The sequence below is a fragment of the Thiorhodovibrio winogradskyi genome, assembly GCF_036208045.1.
GTDB classification, from domain to species: domain Bacteria; phylum Pseudomonadota; class Gammaproteobacteria; order Chromatiales; family Chromatiaceae; genus Thiorhodovibrio; species Thiorhodovibrio winogradskyi.
This window is the reverse complement of record NZ_CP121472.1, coordinates 3,197,404-3,213,126: the sequence shown is the minus strand read 5'-3', so window position 1 is coordinate 3,213,126 and position 15,723 is coordinate 3,197,404. Positions and strand designations below refer to the sequence as shown.

Sequence of the window (15,723 nt, the reverse complement as noted above, 5' to 3'; positions counted from 1 at the left end):
GCAAGATGAATTCGCGCCTGTTGGTGTTTAGATGCGGCCATGACTGAAGACCACAACGCAACGCCATTACTCCCTGGAACCCGCGTCCATGAACTGGTGATCGAGGAGCCGCTCGGACGCGGTGGAGCCGGCATTGTTTATGCCGCACGGCATTGCATTCTCGAACAGACTCTGGCGGTCAAGGAATTTTTGCCCAGTGCGCTCGCCCGGCGGGTCAGGGGGTTTGAGGTCGAGCCGCTGCCGGGGCAGGAGCAGATCTTTGCCGGACTCAAGCAGAAGTTCTTGCAAGAGGGCAAGACGCTGGTGGAACTGGCCCGGCCACGACCACATCCGAATATTGTTCAAGCGACCGATGCCTTTCGTGCGAACAAAACCGTCTATCTGTGCATGCGCTTTGAGCGCGGTGAACCGCTCGATGCGGTAGTGAAAGCGCGCGGCCCGCTGACCGCGGCTGAGGTGCGCCTGCTGCTGCCGCCGTTACTCGACGGACTGAACCATGCCCACCAGCATTTGGTGCTGCACCGGGATATCAAGCCGTCCAATATTCTGATTCGTGAAGATGGCTCGCCGGTGTTGATCGATTTTGGTGCCGCACACCTGGAGCGCCCAGGTGGCGCCGTCAGTGTCGTCGCGCAGTACACGCCAGATTTTGCCGCGCCCGAGCAGATGCTGGGTGGGGAGCAGGGGCCGTGGACGGACATTTATTGCCTTTCCGCGACCATCCTGTATGCCCTGACCGGCAAGGCGCACAAAGGTGTGCGGATCGCACTGCAGCCGACCGGTCTGTTGGAGGGTGTCGATCCGCGTCTGCTCGCGGCCTTGAACGCCGCCTTGCATTTCGACTGGACCAAACGCCCGTCAACGGTCGCTGACTGGTCCGAGCAACTCGGCTTCGCCGGGCTCCAGGTAGACGCGATTCATTCGGAGCGACAGTGGAACCAGGCCTTGGGCGCTGCCGTGACGCAATGCCGCACCCAGGCAGATGTTGGCCAGCAAGTGACCGGATTGGATGCGGCAGGCGCCGATCAATCCTTGTCAGCGATCCAAGCTTGGGCTTCTTCCGGGGCGGTTGAGAGCTTGCCGCGCAACAAGGGACAGGGTGCTGTGACATCCGCAGCCGGGTCGCATGATCCCGATCAGGCCGGTCGCACACCAAGATCCGCGCGCGCGTCGAGGCGCTTGCTGGCCGCGCTTGTGCTGATAACGCTCTTGGGCGTCGCGGGTGGGGGAGGGCTGTGGTGGTGGTTGGGACCTGAGCCTAAACCCGCTGTCACCGCCGCTCCTGGCGAGGCGGAGCGGCAGCCTCAGGCGCAGGCCGACACAGCGCCCGCCCATCTTGGTCAGCTCGGGAAAGGTGAGGCTGACGAAGCGCTCGAGGAAGACGTTGCCGGTCCTGCCGTGACGGGCACGGCGCTGCCAGAATCTCTGCCAGCGTCAGTAACACCATCGACAACCGATCCCCTGGCTTTGGCCAGGGAGTTTTTTTCGGGCGCGAATTGCGCCAGTCTGACGGATATCCATCTAAACAAAACGACTGAAACGCAGCCGATCCTGGAGCTGGAGGGGTTCGTGCGCGACGGGCGCGATCTCGAACGGCTGAGAGAAATCCTGACCAGCGCGTTACCGGAGTTGCGCGTCGAGACGCGCGCAGTGGCCGTTGCCGCGCCGTTTTGTGACATCATCATGCGATTGAACAGTGCCGTGGAAGCTCTTCCGGCGCACTCTGGCATGCCCAGTATCATCTTCAATCATGCTGATCGGGTTTACCGCCAGGACGAGCTGTTGGCCTTGAGTGCCACGCAGTCGGGTGCAGCAGGCTTTCTTTACATCGAATTGATCGACCGAGGTATGCACATTGCACCCTTGTTACCAAACAAGGAGATCGAATTGAATTTCCTGGCCCCAGGCGCAGGGTTGGAGGTTGGCGCCAGCACAGCGGCCGACTGTGACCGCGTCCCCGATGCTTGTTTCATGGCATCCCAGCCTTACGGCAACAACTTGGTGCTGGCGATCTGGAGCGCGCGACCACTGGAACCATATTGGCATCGCACAGCCAAGGCGGACGACACTCTATCCGCGCTCGTCACCTTGCTGGCTGATCAGGTTCGGTTCCAGGAGGCGGCCGTGAGTCTCGGCTACCACTTCGTGACCACGGTGCCTTGAGCTTGTTTCATCCGAATTTGGCGCGGCCTTGCTTGGCGTGTCCTTGTTGTCCTCGCCAATTGGGCGCAAACGCACGCGCCGGTTGACGCTCGCCCTAGGCCGATCCGCGTCGTAGAGTTCGCTCATGCCTTTACCCACAGTGATCAGCTTATCCGGCGCGACGCCGGCGGCTTCGATCAGAAAGCGCCGGGCCGAGGCGGCACGCGCTTCCGACAGACGCTGGTTGTAATCCGCTGCGCCCGATGCGTCGGTGTGTCCTTCGATCAGCCAGTAAACGTCGGTGAACTCGGGCGCTGCTAGCGCCTGGCCGAGCTTGCGCAATTCCTCTTGGGCCGCAGCGGTCAATTCAGCCGAGTCATAACCAAAATACAGCGATACCCCGTCGGTCGACTCGCCCTGCTGATCTGGATTGGGCCTGTAGATTCCGGTATCGATGCCGGCGGGCCTGGCCGAATGGGCGGCGGCCCGGCTACTCTGGGTGCCTGAGGATGGGGTGCCTGAGGATGCTGGCCGTGACGACTGAGCGGCACTTTGCTGGGTGGCGGCGCGTTGCTGACGTTCACGGGCGGTCACGATACCGCGTTTACGTTCAAGCACCCGGCCAAGTGCCTTTTGGTAATCGTCCACCGAGGCGCCGCGTTTCATGTATTCCTCGGCCAGGGCCAGCGAACCTGACCAAGGGGCGCTGAACAAAAGCCCAAGCATGAGTCCGATCATCGCGGTACGCTGCCAGAAAGAATGTGTTTGAGACATTTCCGCCCTCCGATTGAGTCTGGTTTTCGCGTTTGCCTGTCTGCCTAGCAATTCTATACCGGTTCAGTTGAAAACTCGCTGGCATGGGGCTGGGCGGATTCCGCACCAGTATGCAGTGCTGATCTCTGGACGTTTGGTCGTCCGCTTTCTGGGGTGACTTGATCCGTGGCCGAATCAGGTTGCCGCCAGTGGTTGTTGGTTGGCGCGCTTCGGGGATATCGCCCATGTCGGCCGCCAGATGCAGCGTCAGAACAATCGGTTCAAGCCATTCAGCGCCGCGACTCGGTAGGCCTCGGCCATGGTGGGGTAGTTGAAGGTGGTCTCGGCGAAATACTGGATGGAATTGGCCTTGCCGGGCTGGGACATGATGGCCTGGCCAATGTGGACGATTTCCGAGGCTTGTTCGCCGAAGCAGTGGATGCCGAGGATCTCGAGCGTCTCGCGGTGGAACAGAATTTTTAGCATGCCGCCGGTGTGGCCGGTGATCTGGGCGCGGGCGATGCTCTTGAAGGCCGCCTGGCCGACTTCGTAAGGCACCTGGGTATTGGTGAGTTCGCGCTCGGTGCGACCGACCGAGCTGATCTCGGGTACGGTGTAAATGCCAGTGGGAAATTCGTCGATCAGCGACCAGTCGCAGCGCCCGTCGGCGATGTGGGCGCCGACGAAGCGGCCCTGGTCGTAGCTGGCGCTGGCCAGGGCCGGTGGGCCGACCACGTCGCCGGCGGCATAGATGTGGGGCAGGGCGGTCTGATAGCTTTCGTTTACTTCAAGCTGGCCGCGGGCGTTGGGCGTCAGGCCGATGGCGTCCAGACTCAGGCGGTCGGTGTTGCCGCTGCGGCCATTGGCCCAGAGCAGTACCTCGGTCTTGAGCTTTTTGCCTGAATGGCAGTGCAGGACCACGCCGTCGCCGTCCGGTTCGACCCGATCATAGTTTTCGTCGTGGCGGATGACCACGCCCTGCTCGCGCAAATGATAGCCGAGCGCGTCGGTGATTTCGTCATCGAGGAAGGACAGCAGCCGGTCGCGGGTGTTGACCAGGTTCACTTTCACATCCAGATAGCTCATGATGGACGCATATTCGCAGCCAATCACTCCGGCGCCGTAAATTGTCATGGAGCGCGGGGTGTGCTTGAGCCGCAGGATGGAGTCACTGTCGAGCACCCGCGGGTCGGAAAAGTCGACATCTGGCGGATGATAGGGGCGCGAGCCAGTGGCGATAACAAAGTGCTCGGCCGCAAGTTGATCTGTCGCTCCATCCGGGCGGAGGACGGCGATGCGGTGCGGATCGACAAAGCTTGCTTCGCCGGAGAGGATCTCGACCCGATTGCGCTGATAGTAACGGTTGCGGGTACGTACCTGATCCTCGATCACGGCGTCGGCCGCTTGCAGCAGTTGCGGGAAATCAACATCGACCAGCCCGCTACTATGCGCGAACAGCGGATTGCGGCGATAATCCGCCAGCATCTGGATGGAGTGGCGCAGCGCCTTGCTGGGAATGGTGCCCCAGTGGGTACAGCCGCCGCCGACGCGCGGCAGGGCATCGACCACGGCCACCTGCTGGCCGGCCTTGGCCAACTTCATGGCCGCGCCCTCGCCAGCGGGGCCGGCGCCGATGATAATGGTGTCGAAGGCTTTGTCACTTGGCACGGGTTCTTGCTCCGGTCTGCTTGAGGGTATTGCAGCGCGGAGGTTACCCCAAGGCGCTTGATAAGTCGCGGGGGCGAGTTCGATACGAGGCCGGGCGGATTGCGCCTATGGCGGGTATTGATTTTCCGTCCGCTCTGGGTCAGTCTGACGGCTCGCCAGTCTGCTCGGAAGAGAGTCGTTCGCGCGACCGAATTGAATGTCCAATTTGGTCGGAATTCGCGTTCGCGACGGAATCCAAATCGGCTGCATGCTAAATTCGCGGCCAGCAATGCTGCTTCCATCAGGAGCCAAACCCATGGATCTGACCCCTCAGGATAAAGACAAATTGCTGCTGTTCACTGCTGGCCTGCTCGCCGAAAGGCGCAAGGAACGCGGCATCAAACTCAATTACCCCGAGGCCATGGCCTACCTGAGCTGTGCAATGCTTGAGGGCGCTCGCGAGGGACGCGACCCGGAGGAGTTGGTGGTTGCATGCCGCTTGCTGCTGAAGTCCGCCGATGTGATGGATGGCGTGGCAGAGATGCTGAACGAGGTGACAGTGGAAGCGACCTTTCCCGACGGCGTGCGCCTGATTTGTGTGCCCGATCCGATCAACAACGAGTCAGACTGAATCGCTGCGCCGGTGCCCTTGAGGCCGTCGCACGCACCCGATCAATATTCCGAGGCTTCGGGGCCGCAGTTGTGCCGACGGCCTCGTAACAAGAGACAATCCCATGAGCGCCCAATATCTTATTCCTGGCCAGGTCATTTTGGCCGCGGAGGATATCGAACTGAATCCCGGTCAGCCCTTGCTGACCGTCGAGGTGGCCAATAATGGTGATCGGCCCGTCGAGCTTGGTTCTCATTACCATATCGCCGAGGCCAATCCAGCGCTGGAGTTCAATCGCGAGGCAACACGCGGCTACCGGCTGGCGATTCCGGCGGGCACCAGCTTACGTCTGGAGCCCGGCCAGCGGCGTATGCTGGATTTGATCCCTTTCGGCGGCACGCGAGAGCTGTTCGGCTTTCGCGGCGAGGTAATGGGGCCGCTTGATGCGCCGCCTGTGGCGGAGGAGAGCGCCTCGGCCCAACAAGGTGTTAACGCAAGCGCCTGATCCGCCGCGCCCGAACGGCCCCTAGCCAAGCCCCGGTTCCCGACCATCTAGTTACTAACCATCAGTTCACGGGTTGTCAGGGTTCCAATCCCAGGGTTCCAAGCCCCAGAGTTCCAAGTCCATCAGGCAGGAGATCGCGACATGAGCAAGATTAGTCGAGCCGAGTATGCCGCGCTTTATGGTCCGACCATCGGAGACAAGGTGCGTCTCGGAGACACCGAGCTGATGGCTGAGATCGAGGAAGATCTCACCCACTATGGCGAGGAGCTCCGCTTTGGTCGCGCCGGTGCGATCCGCGACGGCATGGGGCAATGTCAGCGCCAGGCCGATGAGGTGATGGATACCGTTATCACCAACGCCTTGGTAATCGATTTCTGGGGTGTGATCAAGGCCGATCTCGGTATCAAGAACGGGCGCATCGCGGCGATCGGAAAGGCAGGCAATCCGAATATTCAAACGGGCGTGGATGTGCTCATAGGTTCTGCGACCGACATCATCGCGGCCGAAGGGCTGATTGTAACCGCTGGTGCGGTGGATGCCCTGACACATTTCATCAGTCCGGAGCAGGCCAGCAGGTCGCTGATGGCCGGAATCACCACCCTCATTGGCGGCGGCACCGGTCCCAGCGCGGGGAGTCTGGCAGCGGCCAGTACCCCAGGCCCCTGGAATATTCGGCGCATGTTGCAGGCGGCGGAAGGCTTGCCGGTGAATGTTGGATTGGTAGGCAAGGGCAGTGGCAGTCTGCCAAATCCGCTTGAGGAACAGGTTCGCTCCGGCGCCATGGGGCTGATGGTTCATCCAGCCTGGGGTTGTGGGCCGGCCGCGCTCGCGCGTGCGCTTGATATCGCGGAAAAAATGGACGTCCAATTGCTCGTGCAATTCGACACCCTGAACGAGGCCGGTGGGGTGGAGGATTTGATCGCCGTGGTCGCTGAGCGCTGCGTTAGCACGCTGCATGGCAACCTGGATGCAATGGGGATCGAGTCGCTGCTGGCGCTGACCCTGGAGAAGGCACTCCCGATCTCGGTGCTGTCCCCGGCCGGCCCGGCATCCGCTGACGCAGGCTTGTCCGGCGCGCTTGAGGTGCTGCATGATCTCGGCGCTATCAGCGCACTTGCCTCCGGTGGCATGGCGGGCGGGCGCGCTGGGGATCTGATCAGTCGTACCTGGCAGATGGCTCACCGCATGAAAGTCCGTCGCGGGCATCTGGCACCCCCGCCGTTCGCGGCCGACATCGACCGGGCAGACAACGATAACTATCGAATCAAGCGCTATATCGCCAAGTGCGGGATCAACCCTGCCATCAGCCATGGTATCGCGCATGAGGTTGGCTCGATTGAAGTCGGCAAGCTGGCTGATTTGGTGCTGTGGCGCCCGGCTTTCTTCGGTGTGCGTCCGACTTTGGTGCTCAAGGGCGGGATGATTGCCGCGGCTCCCATGGGCGATGCGGCCGCTTCGGTGCCCGACGCTCAGCCAGTGCAGTATGCGCCCATGTTCGGTGTGACCGGCGGTGCGCTCAACATGGCCTGCATGACCTTTGTGTCCCAATGGGCCTTTCAGGCTGGGGAACCCCAGCGTTTGGATCTGACCCGCCGCATTGGTGTCGCGCGCGATCTTCGTCAGTTGCGCAAGATCGACATGATCCACAACTTCTCGCGGCCGGCCATCGCCATTGATCGGCACAAGGGGCAGGTGCATGCCGACGGCAGTCTGATGGCGAGTGAGCCCTTGCCGCAAGTGCCTTTGGCGCAGCGTTACGCACTGTTTTAACGCTAGCCGAGTGGGTCGGCCTTGCCGCTCTCGGGCAATCTTGCTTGCATGGGATGGTCCGTGGGTAAAGTCTTGCCACGCCTATTCTGTCACGGCCGCTAGCGACCTCATGTAGAATACACACCCATCTCAGGCGCTGTGTTCGCATCATCGCGCAGATATTTTCTCGTGTTAGGTGTTTGGTGGCCAGTCAGGATCAATCTCCGTCATCCGGTTCGCACTCGGGCGAGCGTGATACTCCGCGTTCGCCGCCGCGTTGGACGCGCGCGGACGGCAATGTGCCGCGCAAAAAAAAGCCAGCGCGAAAGCCGAAGGGAAAGCCAGAGCCACATCCGGTTGTCGCCGTGTTAGGCTGGTTCGGCCGCATGCTTGCTGGCGTGCTGGCGATTCCGCTCGATCTCGCTTTGCTGGCTTTGTTCGGCGCTGCCGTGGTGGTCTATGTCACCCTGCCTGAGCTTCCGGATATCGAGGGCCTGACGGATATCCCCTTTGAGGAGCCGCTGCGGGTCTACTCGGCCCAGGGGTCGCTGATCGCCGAGTTTGGCATCCAACGCCGTCGCGCTGTGGCTTTTAGCGATCTGCCTGCAAATCTGATCAATGCCTTTGTCGCGACCGAGGATGCGCGTTTCTTCGCCCATGTTGGCGTGGATGCCATCGGTCTGTTGCGGGCTGCCGTGCATGTCGCGCGCACGGGATCCCTAACCCAGGGTGGCAGTACCATCACCATGCAGGTCGCGCGCAACTTCTACCTGTCGCGCGCCAAGACCATGCGCCGCAAGCTTGCTGAGTTGCTGCTGGCGATGCAGATCGAGAAAGCGCTGACAAAAGAAGAAATTCTCGAACTTTATCTGAACAAAATCTTTTTTGGCCATCGCGCCTATGGCGTCTCGGCGGCAGCGGAATTCTATTACCGCAAGACGCTGGATGAATTGACGCTGGCGGAGATGGCCATGCTGGCCGGTCTGCCCAAGGCACCCTCGGCCAATAACCCGCTGAGCAATCCCGAGCGGGCGTTGGAAAGGCGCAACTACATCCTGGGGCGCATGCGCGAGATTGGTTTGCTGACCGAAGAGCGCTATCGCGATGCCCTGGCCGAGCCGCTAACGGCCACCCATTACCGCCCTGAGATACAGTTCGAGGCGGATTATGCGGCCGAGATGGTGCGCCAGGAGGTGGTCGAGCGTTTTGGAGAAGAGCAGGCTTATTCGCTTGGTCTGCTGGTTTACACCACCATCGATGAACCCATGCAGCAGGCGGCAGACGCGGCGCTGCGCAAGGGCTTGATGGCGTACAACCTGCGCCACGGTTACCACGGACCCGAGGCAAACCTCGCCGGTGTCGCATCCCTGGGAAAAAGCCAGCTTGATGAGGTGCTGGATGAGCGCCCGCGCGTGCCTGGCCTGCCGGTGGGGGTGGTGACCCAGGTTGCCGCCGATCAGGCAACAGTCTATCTGGGCAATGGCCGGGAGCATCAGCTCATTCGTAAGGAGGTTGCCTGGGCACGGCGGTACAAGACGGAGAACTGGCGTGGGCCTGCGCCTCGTCGCGTGAGCGATGCCGTGGCGCTGGGCGATATCATCCGCTTGCGCCAGACCGATGAGGGTGATTGGCGTCTGGCCCAGGTGCCACTGGTCGGAGGCGCGCTGGTGGCCATGTCACCCTGGGATGGCGCGCTGCGGGCGCTTTCAGGCGGCTATGCCTTTCAATGGAGCAAGTTCAATCGGGCAGTGGATGCCAAGCGCCAACCGGGGTCGAGTTTCAAGCCCTTCGTCTATGCCGCCGCTTTTGAGCAGGGCTGGACCCCGGCGAGCTATGTGCGCGATCAGCCGTTTGAGATGCCGGGTGCGCGCGGCATGTGGCGGCCGCAAAATGCCGATGGCAAGTTTCTTGGCCCCATCCGCATCCGTCAAGCCTTGACCATGTCGCGCAATCTCGCGGTCATTGATCTTGTTGACCGCATGGGGGTTGATGTGGCGCGTGACTATATCCAGCGGTTCGGCTTCCCGCTGGAATCCATCCCCAACAATATCGTGCTGGCCCTGGGCGCTGGGGCCGCCACGCCCTTGGAAATTACCACCGGATTCAGTGTCTTTGCCAATGGTGGTCATAAGGTGGAGCCTTATGTGATCGCGCGCATTGAGGACGTGCACGGGAACCTGCTGTATTCCGCCAATGCCGCGCGCGCTTGTATCGACTGTTGGCTTGATTTGCCCGAGGATGGCGGTGCTCGGACTGTTCCTGATGGCGCCTCCGACGCGCCGCGGGCGCCGCAGGCGATTGATCCGCGCATCGCCTATCAAATCGATTCGATACTAAAAAACGTGGTGACTTCCGGCACGGGCACCCGCGCTCGGGTGCTGAATCGCCCGGATATTGGCGGCAAGACCGGCACCACCAACGACTCGCGCGATTCCTGGTTTGCCGGTTATCAGCCAGAGCTGGCAACCGTGGTATGGATGGGCATGGATGATAACCGCCCGCTTGGCAGTGGCGAATGGGGTGGAACGGCGGCGCTGGGTGTGTGGATCGATTTCATGCGCGAGGCCTTGGCCGATATTCCCGTCGCGACCATCAAACAACCAGCCGACATGGTGCAGGTGAGTTTGCCTGGGGGTGGTACTGAGGTGGTGCGTGTTGAGTATCGGAACAATCTCAATGGCCCCAAGCCCGTTGCCGGACCGGCGGCACCCGCGCCCCCGAGGCGAAGGAGCGCGCCGCGCGTCATTGATGAGCTCTTCTGACAGCGCCGTCCAGCACTGCGGACTTGGTGTCCGCCAGTCTGGCTCGGTCGCGACAATCAGCTCTCGCTTGCCCTGAGCTGATCGGTCAGCTTCTCGAACTCGCGTTTCATTTCCAGATTCTCGAACGGGCGCAGCGGCGGCACCTGGCGCTCCAGTAGACCGTCGAGCAATTGCTGGCTGGATTGCACCAGGGCAACCAGTTCGCCGGAGACGCGCACCGTCTCGTAAGTGTTCCAGGCGGTGCGAATGTCCTGCTCCAGTGCCTCGCGCGCGCGCCTGACCTGGCGTGCCTGCTCGGCGAGATAATCCCGATAGCGCCCGGCGGCGTTGCTGGTCATCTGCTGGGCGTCGAGGTTGGCCTGAAGCACCGGGGCGCGCTCCGGCTGGGCGCGCAACAGTTCCCGCGTGTCCGTGCTTAGTGCCTGGGCGCGCTGGCGGATTTGATCGATTTGAGGGATGTACTCGGTCTCGATACGCTGCTCCACCTCCAGGTGCATCTGCTTGAGCGCTCGCAGCAGTACCACATAAAGCCCGTAGTAGCGCCGTGCGCTGGCCAGATCCTCGCCGCTTTCGCGCACCAGGCGTTCCAGCTCGACTGTGATGATTTTGACATTGTCAAACACAATGCCAAGGTCAATCATGGTGTCGCCGACCACGGTCGCGAGCAGAAACTCCACCTGTTCGTCGGTTAGTTCGAGTCCAATTTCGCGCAAGCGCGCGCCGAAGTCGCGTTGAATCTGTCCTAGCCGCGCCTGGCTGTCCTCGATGCTCTGCTGTTCAGAGGCGATGAGTTGGTCGTAGTCCTCGCGCGTGCGCTTGACCAGGGACTGGGTCGGCGCGGCGACGCGGTCACGGCGGTATTCGGCGATCTTCTCGCGGGATTTTTCGGTACTGGCGCGGATGCCGGCGATTTCCGCGCGTTCGTCCTGCAAGGGAGAGAGCGATAGAGCCGCCACTGCTTGATCCAGCAGGGCATTGATGTCTTTTTCGACATCGCGCTGGTCGCGCGCGAACCACGCCCGTTCGGGCAGATCGCGCTGAGCATCTTGCAGTGACAGGGTGTCTTCGATGGGGGGGAGCACGTCGGACCAGAGCTCGGCAAAATGCTCGCGCTGGCGCGGGGCAGGGGGCTCGGCAGTCTCTTGCCAGAGGTCGGATGATTGTTGCCACCATTGGGTGGCCGTCTCACGCGAGCGCTGCCAGAGATCGCCCGCGCCATCAACGGATTTGCGCCACAGCTCACCGCCCTGGGCGCGCGATTGTTCGAGCAGCCGGCTGGTGTGGTCGCTCAGGCTGGTGGCCGCGTCATCCGCTGGTGGGGTGTCATTCTCGGGCGCGGCCAAGCTAACCGTGGTGGCACCGAGGCATAGCGCCGCGGCGCCCAGGCGTTTGCGCCATTGGCGACCCTGACGGGGCAGCTTTGTTTTCCACGATGGCGCGGCACCATGAGTCTGAGTGGTCATCTCTCGGCGGGACTGTTTTGACGATGGGAGTCGTTTTGTCCTAATAGATCATAGGGGGAATTGGCACCTCCTTGTGCCGGCATAATACGGTCGCCCCGCGGCTCTTAGCTTGATGCGTTCGCGCCGACGATATTGACTTCAACTCTTGAGCGGGTCATCACCTTCTGCAAGGCGACGCGGGTCTCGGTATTGATCAGAATGGGCCCGGCGATGTTGGCATGCACACGCGGTTCACCCGGCTTGCTTTCATCGTTCTTGGCTAGGATCAAGAGCACCAGGATCTGATTGGGATCGGAGGATTGCAGCAGCGCCTGCTCCTCGTCGGTCAGGTCGATGACATAGTTCAGCCCGTAGAGGGTCGGGTCCACGACAGTGAAACCGACATCGGAGTTGTCGAGCGACTCGAGCCAGAACAGCTTGCTGTTCTCGCCCTTGTCCCCTTCGCTGTGGAACATCGAGAAGCGGTGATCGTCCTCGAACCCCGGCAGGCCCTGGGGAAAGGTAATGATTTTGTCCGGGTCGATCTGGGGTTGGTCTGGGGCAGTCGTCATGATGGTCTTTCTCCTTGTAAGATCGCGAAAGCCCGTGCCTGAGGCGTACTGCGCGCGGCCAGCTTAGACTGACGCCGCTCTGGGCCTGTCATAAAAATACGGGCAATGCAAAAAAAGCTGCTCGACTCAATGCCTACTATAGACGGAAATGGAGGCAAATGCGCATTCGTGCGGTGGAAAACGTCTGACATGCTTGCATTTCAGGCCCCCTGCCGACCGCGCCAGGCCTGAATCCGGTGGACCCCGGCCAACACCAGGGTCCCGGCGGCGATGCCGATGAGCGCATGGATCAGCAAGGGCGTGAGCCAGTGCATCATGCCGCCGATACTTGGGAGATGGCCCGTGGCCTCGGCCAGATGATGAATGGGCGCGTGCAGCACGGGGATGCCATGGGCAATGATGCCGCCGCCCACCAGAAACATGGCAATGGTGCCAGCCACGGATAGAAACTTCATCAACCAGGGCGCCAGGGACAGAATGAAGCGCCCAAAGGCACGCTGCAGGCGCGCATCGAGCGTCTCCCCCTCGCGCTGGACCAGCAGGGCGCCGCCGTCATCGAGTCTGACGATACCCGCGACCAATCCGTAGACGCCGACCGTCATCACAATGGCGATGCCGATTAGCACCAGCACTTGGGACAGGAAATTGGCCCCTGCCACCGTGCCCAGGGTGATGACAATGATCTCCGCCGACAAAATAAAATCCGTGCGGATGGCTCCCTTGATCTTGTCTTGTTCCAGTGTGGCCAGATCAACGCCGGGATCGCGCAGCGCGGCGCTGAGTTCGCCCTGATGCGCGGCATTCTCCGCGGGCGAGTGCAGGAATTTATGCGCGATCTTCTCGACCCCTTCGAAGCACAGATAAAGTCCGCCAATCATCAGCAGCGGCATGATGGCCCAGGGCGCGAGCGCGCTGATCAGGAGCGCGGTGGGCACTAGAATGGCCTTGTTGACCAGCGACCCCTTGGCCACCGCCCAGACCACGGGCAGTTCGCGGCTGGCGCGCACCCCGGCGACCTGTTCGGCATTCAAGGCCAAATCGTCGCCCAGCACGCTGGCGGTCTTGCGCGCGGCAACCTTGGTCAGCAGGGAGACGTCATCCAGGACGGATGCGATATCGTCAATCAGGGCAAGCAGGGTGGTGGCCATGGCGAAGCATCCTTAAGAAGGCGAATCTGTTCTCGCGCGCATCATAGTCGAGCTTGAGGCGCGAACCAAGATGGCGGATCAACGAGCTTTTCCTGTGTTCAACCGAGGTGTTCAAGTCAGGTGTTCAACCCAGGTGTTCAAGTCAGGTGTCCCAGCTAGATGTCTGGGCCCGATGCACCGGGGGGAACGGCGGCAACCGGTGACACATTGCTGGGTGGCATCCGCAGACGAATGCAGGTGCGATCCTCGGCGTCCGAGGTGGTCATGGTCAGCTCAAAGCCCATGGTGTCGGCCATGAGTTTGGCGGAATAGGTTCCCAGGCCGGTTCCATTGGACTTGCCATGAGTACTGTACTTGGTGAAAAACCGCTCGCGAATCGCTTTTGGTACCGCGCCCTGGTTGACGATTTCAAGCAGTACATGGTCGTCCGCTGCGTCATGGTCACGAATCGCAAGGATGATGGTTGCCCCGAGAGGCGATGCCTCCACCGCATTGGCCAGCAGATTGCCGAGCATTGACAGCAACAGCCGTGCATCGGCGGCGACAGAAGGCCCGCGATCCACAGGCGAGCTCCGTGACAGCACTTGGCCATTGTGGTGCATACTCAGACTCAACTGTTTGCGTTTGAGCGGCTGCTCAATGAAAGTGCTGACCGTCTGCATGATGTTGACTAGATTGACTGGGCTGGCATGGTAGGCAAATTGACCGCTTTCTATTTTGAACATATCCAGCGAGAGGTCGATCAAATCGAGCATGCGCCGACCAGATTCGCGGATCAGTTGAATATCCTCGCGCTGATCCGCGCTCAGGCCTTCATCGAGCAACAGCACTTCCGGCACATTGATCACGGCATTGAGCGGCGTTTTCAGGTCATGCCGCATAATGCGTTCGACATCCTCTTTAATGCGCTCGAGTTCTTTGCGATCCTTAATATCCTGGGTAACCGCCACATAGTTTTGTAACACGCCTTGCTCATCAAAGACTGGCGAGATAGTGGTTTCCACCCAATAGAACTGCCCTTGTTTGTTTTTATTAATGAGTTCACCGCGCCAGGTCTCGCCTTGCTGCAGCGTGGCCCACATGGCTTCATAGAAGGCAGGGCTTTGCTCATCCGACTTAAGAATGCGCGGGTTTTTACCGATGGCTTCCGCGCTCGTGTAGCCGCTAAGCTGGGTGAAATAGGGATTCACATAGAGAATATTGCTGCGTCCGTCTGTGACTGTAATAGACACGGGTGCATGCTCCACTGATCGCGCCAGAGTCCGCAGGCGCGCATCCAGTGCGCGCTGTTCGGTGATGTCGAGCGCGATCCCCTCAATGAGTTCCCGCGCGCGTGCCTGATCAAAAATCCGGTAGGCATGAATTTCCAACAGACGCCAATCGCCACTTGGGTGGCAAAAACTCAGCTCAAAGCGCGCTTTCTCGCCCCCTTGTGACAGCCAGCGCCGGCTCTCCTCGATGGCATGCGTGAGTGATTCGGGTGACCAGTCGGCGAGGTTGCGCCAGGATTGACCAATCGCCTCCTCCGTGATGGTGCTTCCGGTTAACTGTTTGAAACCTTCGGAGAGGTATAACAGTTCTCCATCAGGCGCATTGGTAAAGAAAAATAGCCGATCGGCCAATTGCGACGTTAACCGCGCGAACCGCGCCTGGCTTTCACGCAGGGCGGCCTCGGTCTCTTTGCGTTCGGTGATGTCAATAACAAAGGCGACTTTACGCGGGCGACCATCCTCGCCGATGATCTTCACAGCATCGGCCAAGATAGTGTGGCTGGCCCCAGCGCGATCCACCACCGTCCATTCACCTCGGATTTCCGACCCACCAGCGACAAATTGATCGTGCAATTCGATCAGCTTTTGGCGCGACGCCGGGGGGACAACTTTGGTGAAATGGTTGCCAATCAATTCACTCGGCGCATAACCATAAAACATGCAATAGGCAGGGTTGGCGTACTCGAAAATTCCCTGCTCGTTTGTGACACACAATGCCAGTGGAGTGGCATGAATAATCCGCATCATCATGCAATCATTCATGTTGCTTGAAGTGAGATGGGGGGCTTGAATTAAATGAGTTCCGCCTGCCTTTAAAGCGTCAATTTCACCTAATATGTAAAGTGCGTCCAGGTGCTTGCGGATCGAGCTATAGAGGGGCGCGATCTGGCGCCAAACCTCCGGGTCTAACACATCTGCCATGGCTTTTTGCCAAGCCGCCAACTGGACATCCCAGTACTCCCGCTTAAAGCCATGCGCCTGGTAAGCCGGGAATAGCCATAGTAAGGTCGCCAGCAGACGCGAGGCATCGTAATCGAAAAAGAGCGCCTCCATGAACAGGCTATGGTTACGGTGATTGCGGTGCATTTGTGGATGATTCAAGGCACCAATCAGCTGATCCAA

11 protein-coding genes are annotated in these 15,723 nt (G+C 60.6%); 5 read left to right on the top strand and 6 right to left on the bottom strand.

Features of this window, described 5'->3' with window-relative positions; translation table 11 throughout:
* Positions 1-39 precede the first annotated feature (39 nt).
* The gene (locus tag Thiowin_RS14540) at positions 40-2,163 is read left to right on the top strand and encodes a protein kinase domain-containing protein (protein WP_328983725.1); all 2,124 of its coding nucleotides are present in this window, start codon (positions 40-42) and stop codon (positions 2,161-2,163) included.
* On the opposite strand, the gene Thiowin_RS14535 is transcribed toward Thiowin_RS14540, so the two are convergent.
* Both Thiowin_RS14535 and sthA read right to left on the bottom strand, forming a co-directional pair.
* Positions 2,071-2,916, bottom strand: coding sequence for an OmpA family protein (locus tag Thiowin_RS14535; protein ID WP_328983724.1), 846 nt, complete (start codon positions 2,914-2,916; stop codon positions 2,071-2,073). The two genes, Thiowin_RS14540 and Thiowin_RS14535, sit on opposite strands and share 93 nt — an antisense overlap.
* A gap of 246 nt (positions 2,917-3,162) precedes the next feature.
* On the bottom strand, positions 3,163-4,563 hold the full coding sequence (gene sthA / locus Thiowin_RS14530) for a Si-specific NAD(P)(+) transhydrogenase (protein WP_328983723.1): 1,401 nt from the start codon (positions 4,561-4,563) through the stop codon (positions 3,163-3,165).
* A gap of 295 nt (positions 4,564-4,858) precedes the next feature.
* Between sthA and ureA the strand changes: the two genes are divergently transcribed.
* From ureA to Thiowin_RS14510, 4 genes are all read left to right on the top strand, one after another.
* On the top strand, positions 4,859-5,173 hold the full coding sequence (gene ureA / locus Thiowin_RS14525) for an urease subunit gamma (RefSeq protein WP_328983722.1): 315 nt from the start codon (positions 4,859-4,861) through the stop codon (positions 5,171-5,173).
* A gap of 103 nt (positions 5,174-5,276) precedes the next feature.
* The gene (locus tag Thiowin_RS14520) at positions 5,277-5,657 is read left to right on the top strand and encodes an urease subunit beta (protein ID WP_328983721.1); all 381 of its coding nucleotides are present in this window, start codon (positions 5,277-5,279) and stop codon (positions 5,655-5,657) included.
* A 141-nt stretch (positions 5,658-5,798) separates the two neighbouring features.
* Positions 5,799-7,427 (top strand): urease subunit alpha, encoded by a 1,629-nt coding sequence (locus Thiowin_RS14515; protein WP_328983720.1) that lies wholly within the window; start codon positions 5,799-5,801, stop codon positions 7,425-7,427.
* Between the two features lie 344 nt (positions 7,428-7,771).
* Positions 7,772-10,168, top strand: coding sequence for a penicillin-binding protein 1A (locus Thiowin_RS14510; protein ID WP_328983719.1), 2,397 nt, complete (start codon positions 7,772-7,774; stop codon positions 10,166-10,168).
* Positions 10,169-10,224: 56 nt separating this feature from the next.
* Here Thiowin_RS14510 and Thiowin_RS14505 read toward each other — a convergent pair whose 3' ends face one another.
* The 4 genes from Thiowin_RS14505 to Thiowin_RS14490 all read right to left on the bottom strand — a co-directional run bounded on the left by Thiowin_RS14505 (position 10,225) and on the right by Thiowin_RS14490 (position 15,543).
* Entirely contained in the window at positions 10,225-11,631 is a 1,407-nt protein-coding gene (locus Thiowin_RS14505) for an AAA family ATPase (RefSeq protein ID WP_328983718.1), read from the bottom strand.
* Between the two features lie 104 nt (positions 11,632-11,735).
* The gene (fliW, locus tag Thiowin_RS14500; RefSeq protein ID WP_328983717.1) at positions 11,736-12,182 is read right to left on the bottom strand and encodes a flagellar assembly protein FliW; all 447 of its coding nucleotides are present in this window, start codon (positions 12,180-12,182) and stop codon (positions 11,736-11,738) included.
* Positions 12,183-12,382: 200 nt separating this feature from the next.
* Positions 12,383-13,330, bottom strand: coding sequence for a DUF808 domain-containing protein (locus Thiowin_RS14495; protein ID WP_328983716.1), 948 nt, complete (start codon positions 13,328-13,330; stop codon positions 12,383-12,385).
* Between the two features lie 155 nt (positions 13,331-13,485).
* Positions 13,486-15,543, bottom strand: a complete 2,058-nt coding sequence (locus Thiowin_RS14490; RefSeq protein ID WP_328983715.1) for a PAS domain S-box protein — start codon at positions 15,541-15,543, stop codon at positions 13,486-13,488.
* Between the last annotated feature and the right edge of the window lie 180 nt (positions 15,544-15,723).

Coding starts and splice junctions, on each gene's coding strand:
- Thiowin_RS14540 (WP_328983725.1), top strand. CDS start 40: ATGACTGAAGACCACAACGCAACGCCATTACTCCCTGGAACCCGCGTC.
- Thiowin_RS14535 (WP_328983724.1), bottom strand. CDS start 2,916: ATGTCTCAAACACATTCTTTCTGGCAGCGTACCGCGATGATCGGACTC.
- ureA (WP_328983722.1), top strand. CDS start 4,859: ATGGATCTGACCCCTCAGGATAAAGACAAATTGCTGCTGTTCACTGCT.
- Thiowin_RS14520 (WP_328983721.1), top strand. CDS start 5,277: ATGAGCGCCCAATATCTTATTCCTGGCCAGGTCATTTTGGCCGCGGAG.
- Thiowin_RS14515 (WP_328983720.1), top strand. CDS start 5,799: ATGAGCAAGATTAGTCGAGCCGAGTATGCCGCGCTTTATGGTCCGACC.
- Thiowin_RS14505 (WP_328983718.1), bottom strand. CDS start 11,631: ATGACCACTCAGACTCATGGTGCCGCGCCATCGTGGAAAACAAAGCTG.
- fliW (WP_328983717.1), bottom strand. CDS start 12,182: ATGACGACTGCCCCAGACCAACCCCAGATCGACCCGGACAAAATCATT.
- Thiowin_RS14495 (WP_328983716.1), bottom strand. CDS start 13,330: ATGGCCACCACCCTGCTTGCCCTGATTGACGATATCGCATCCGTCCTG.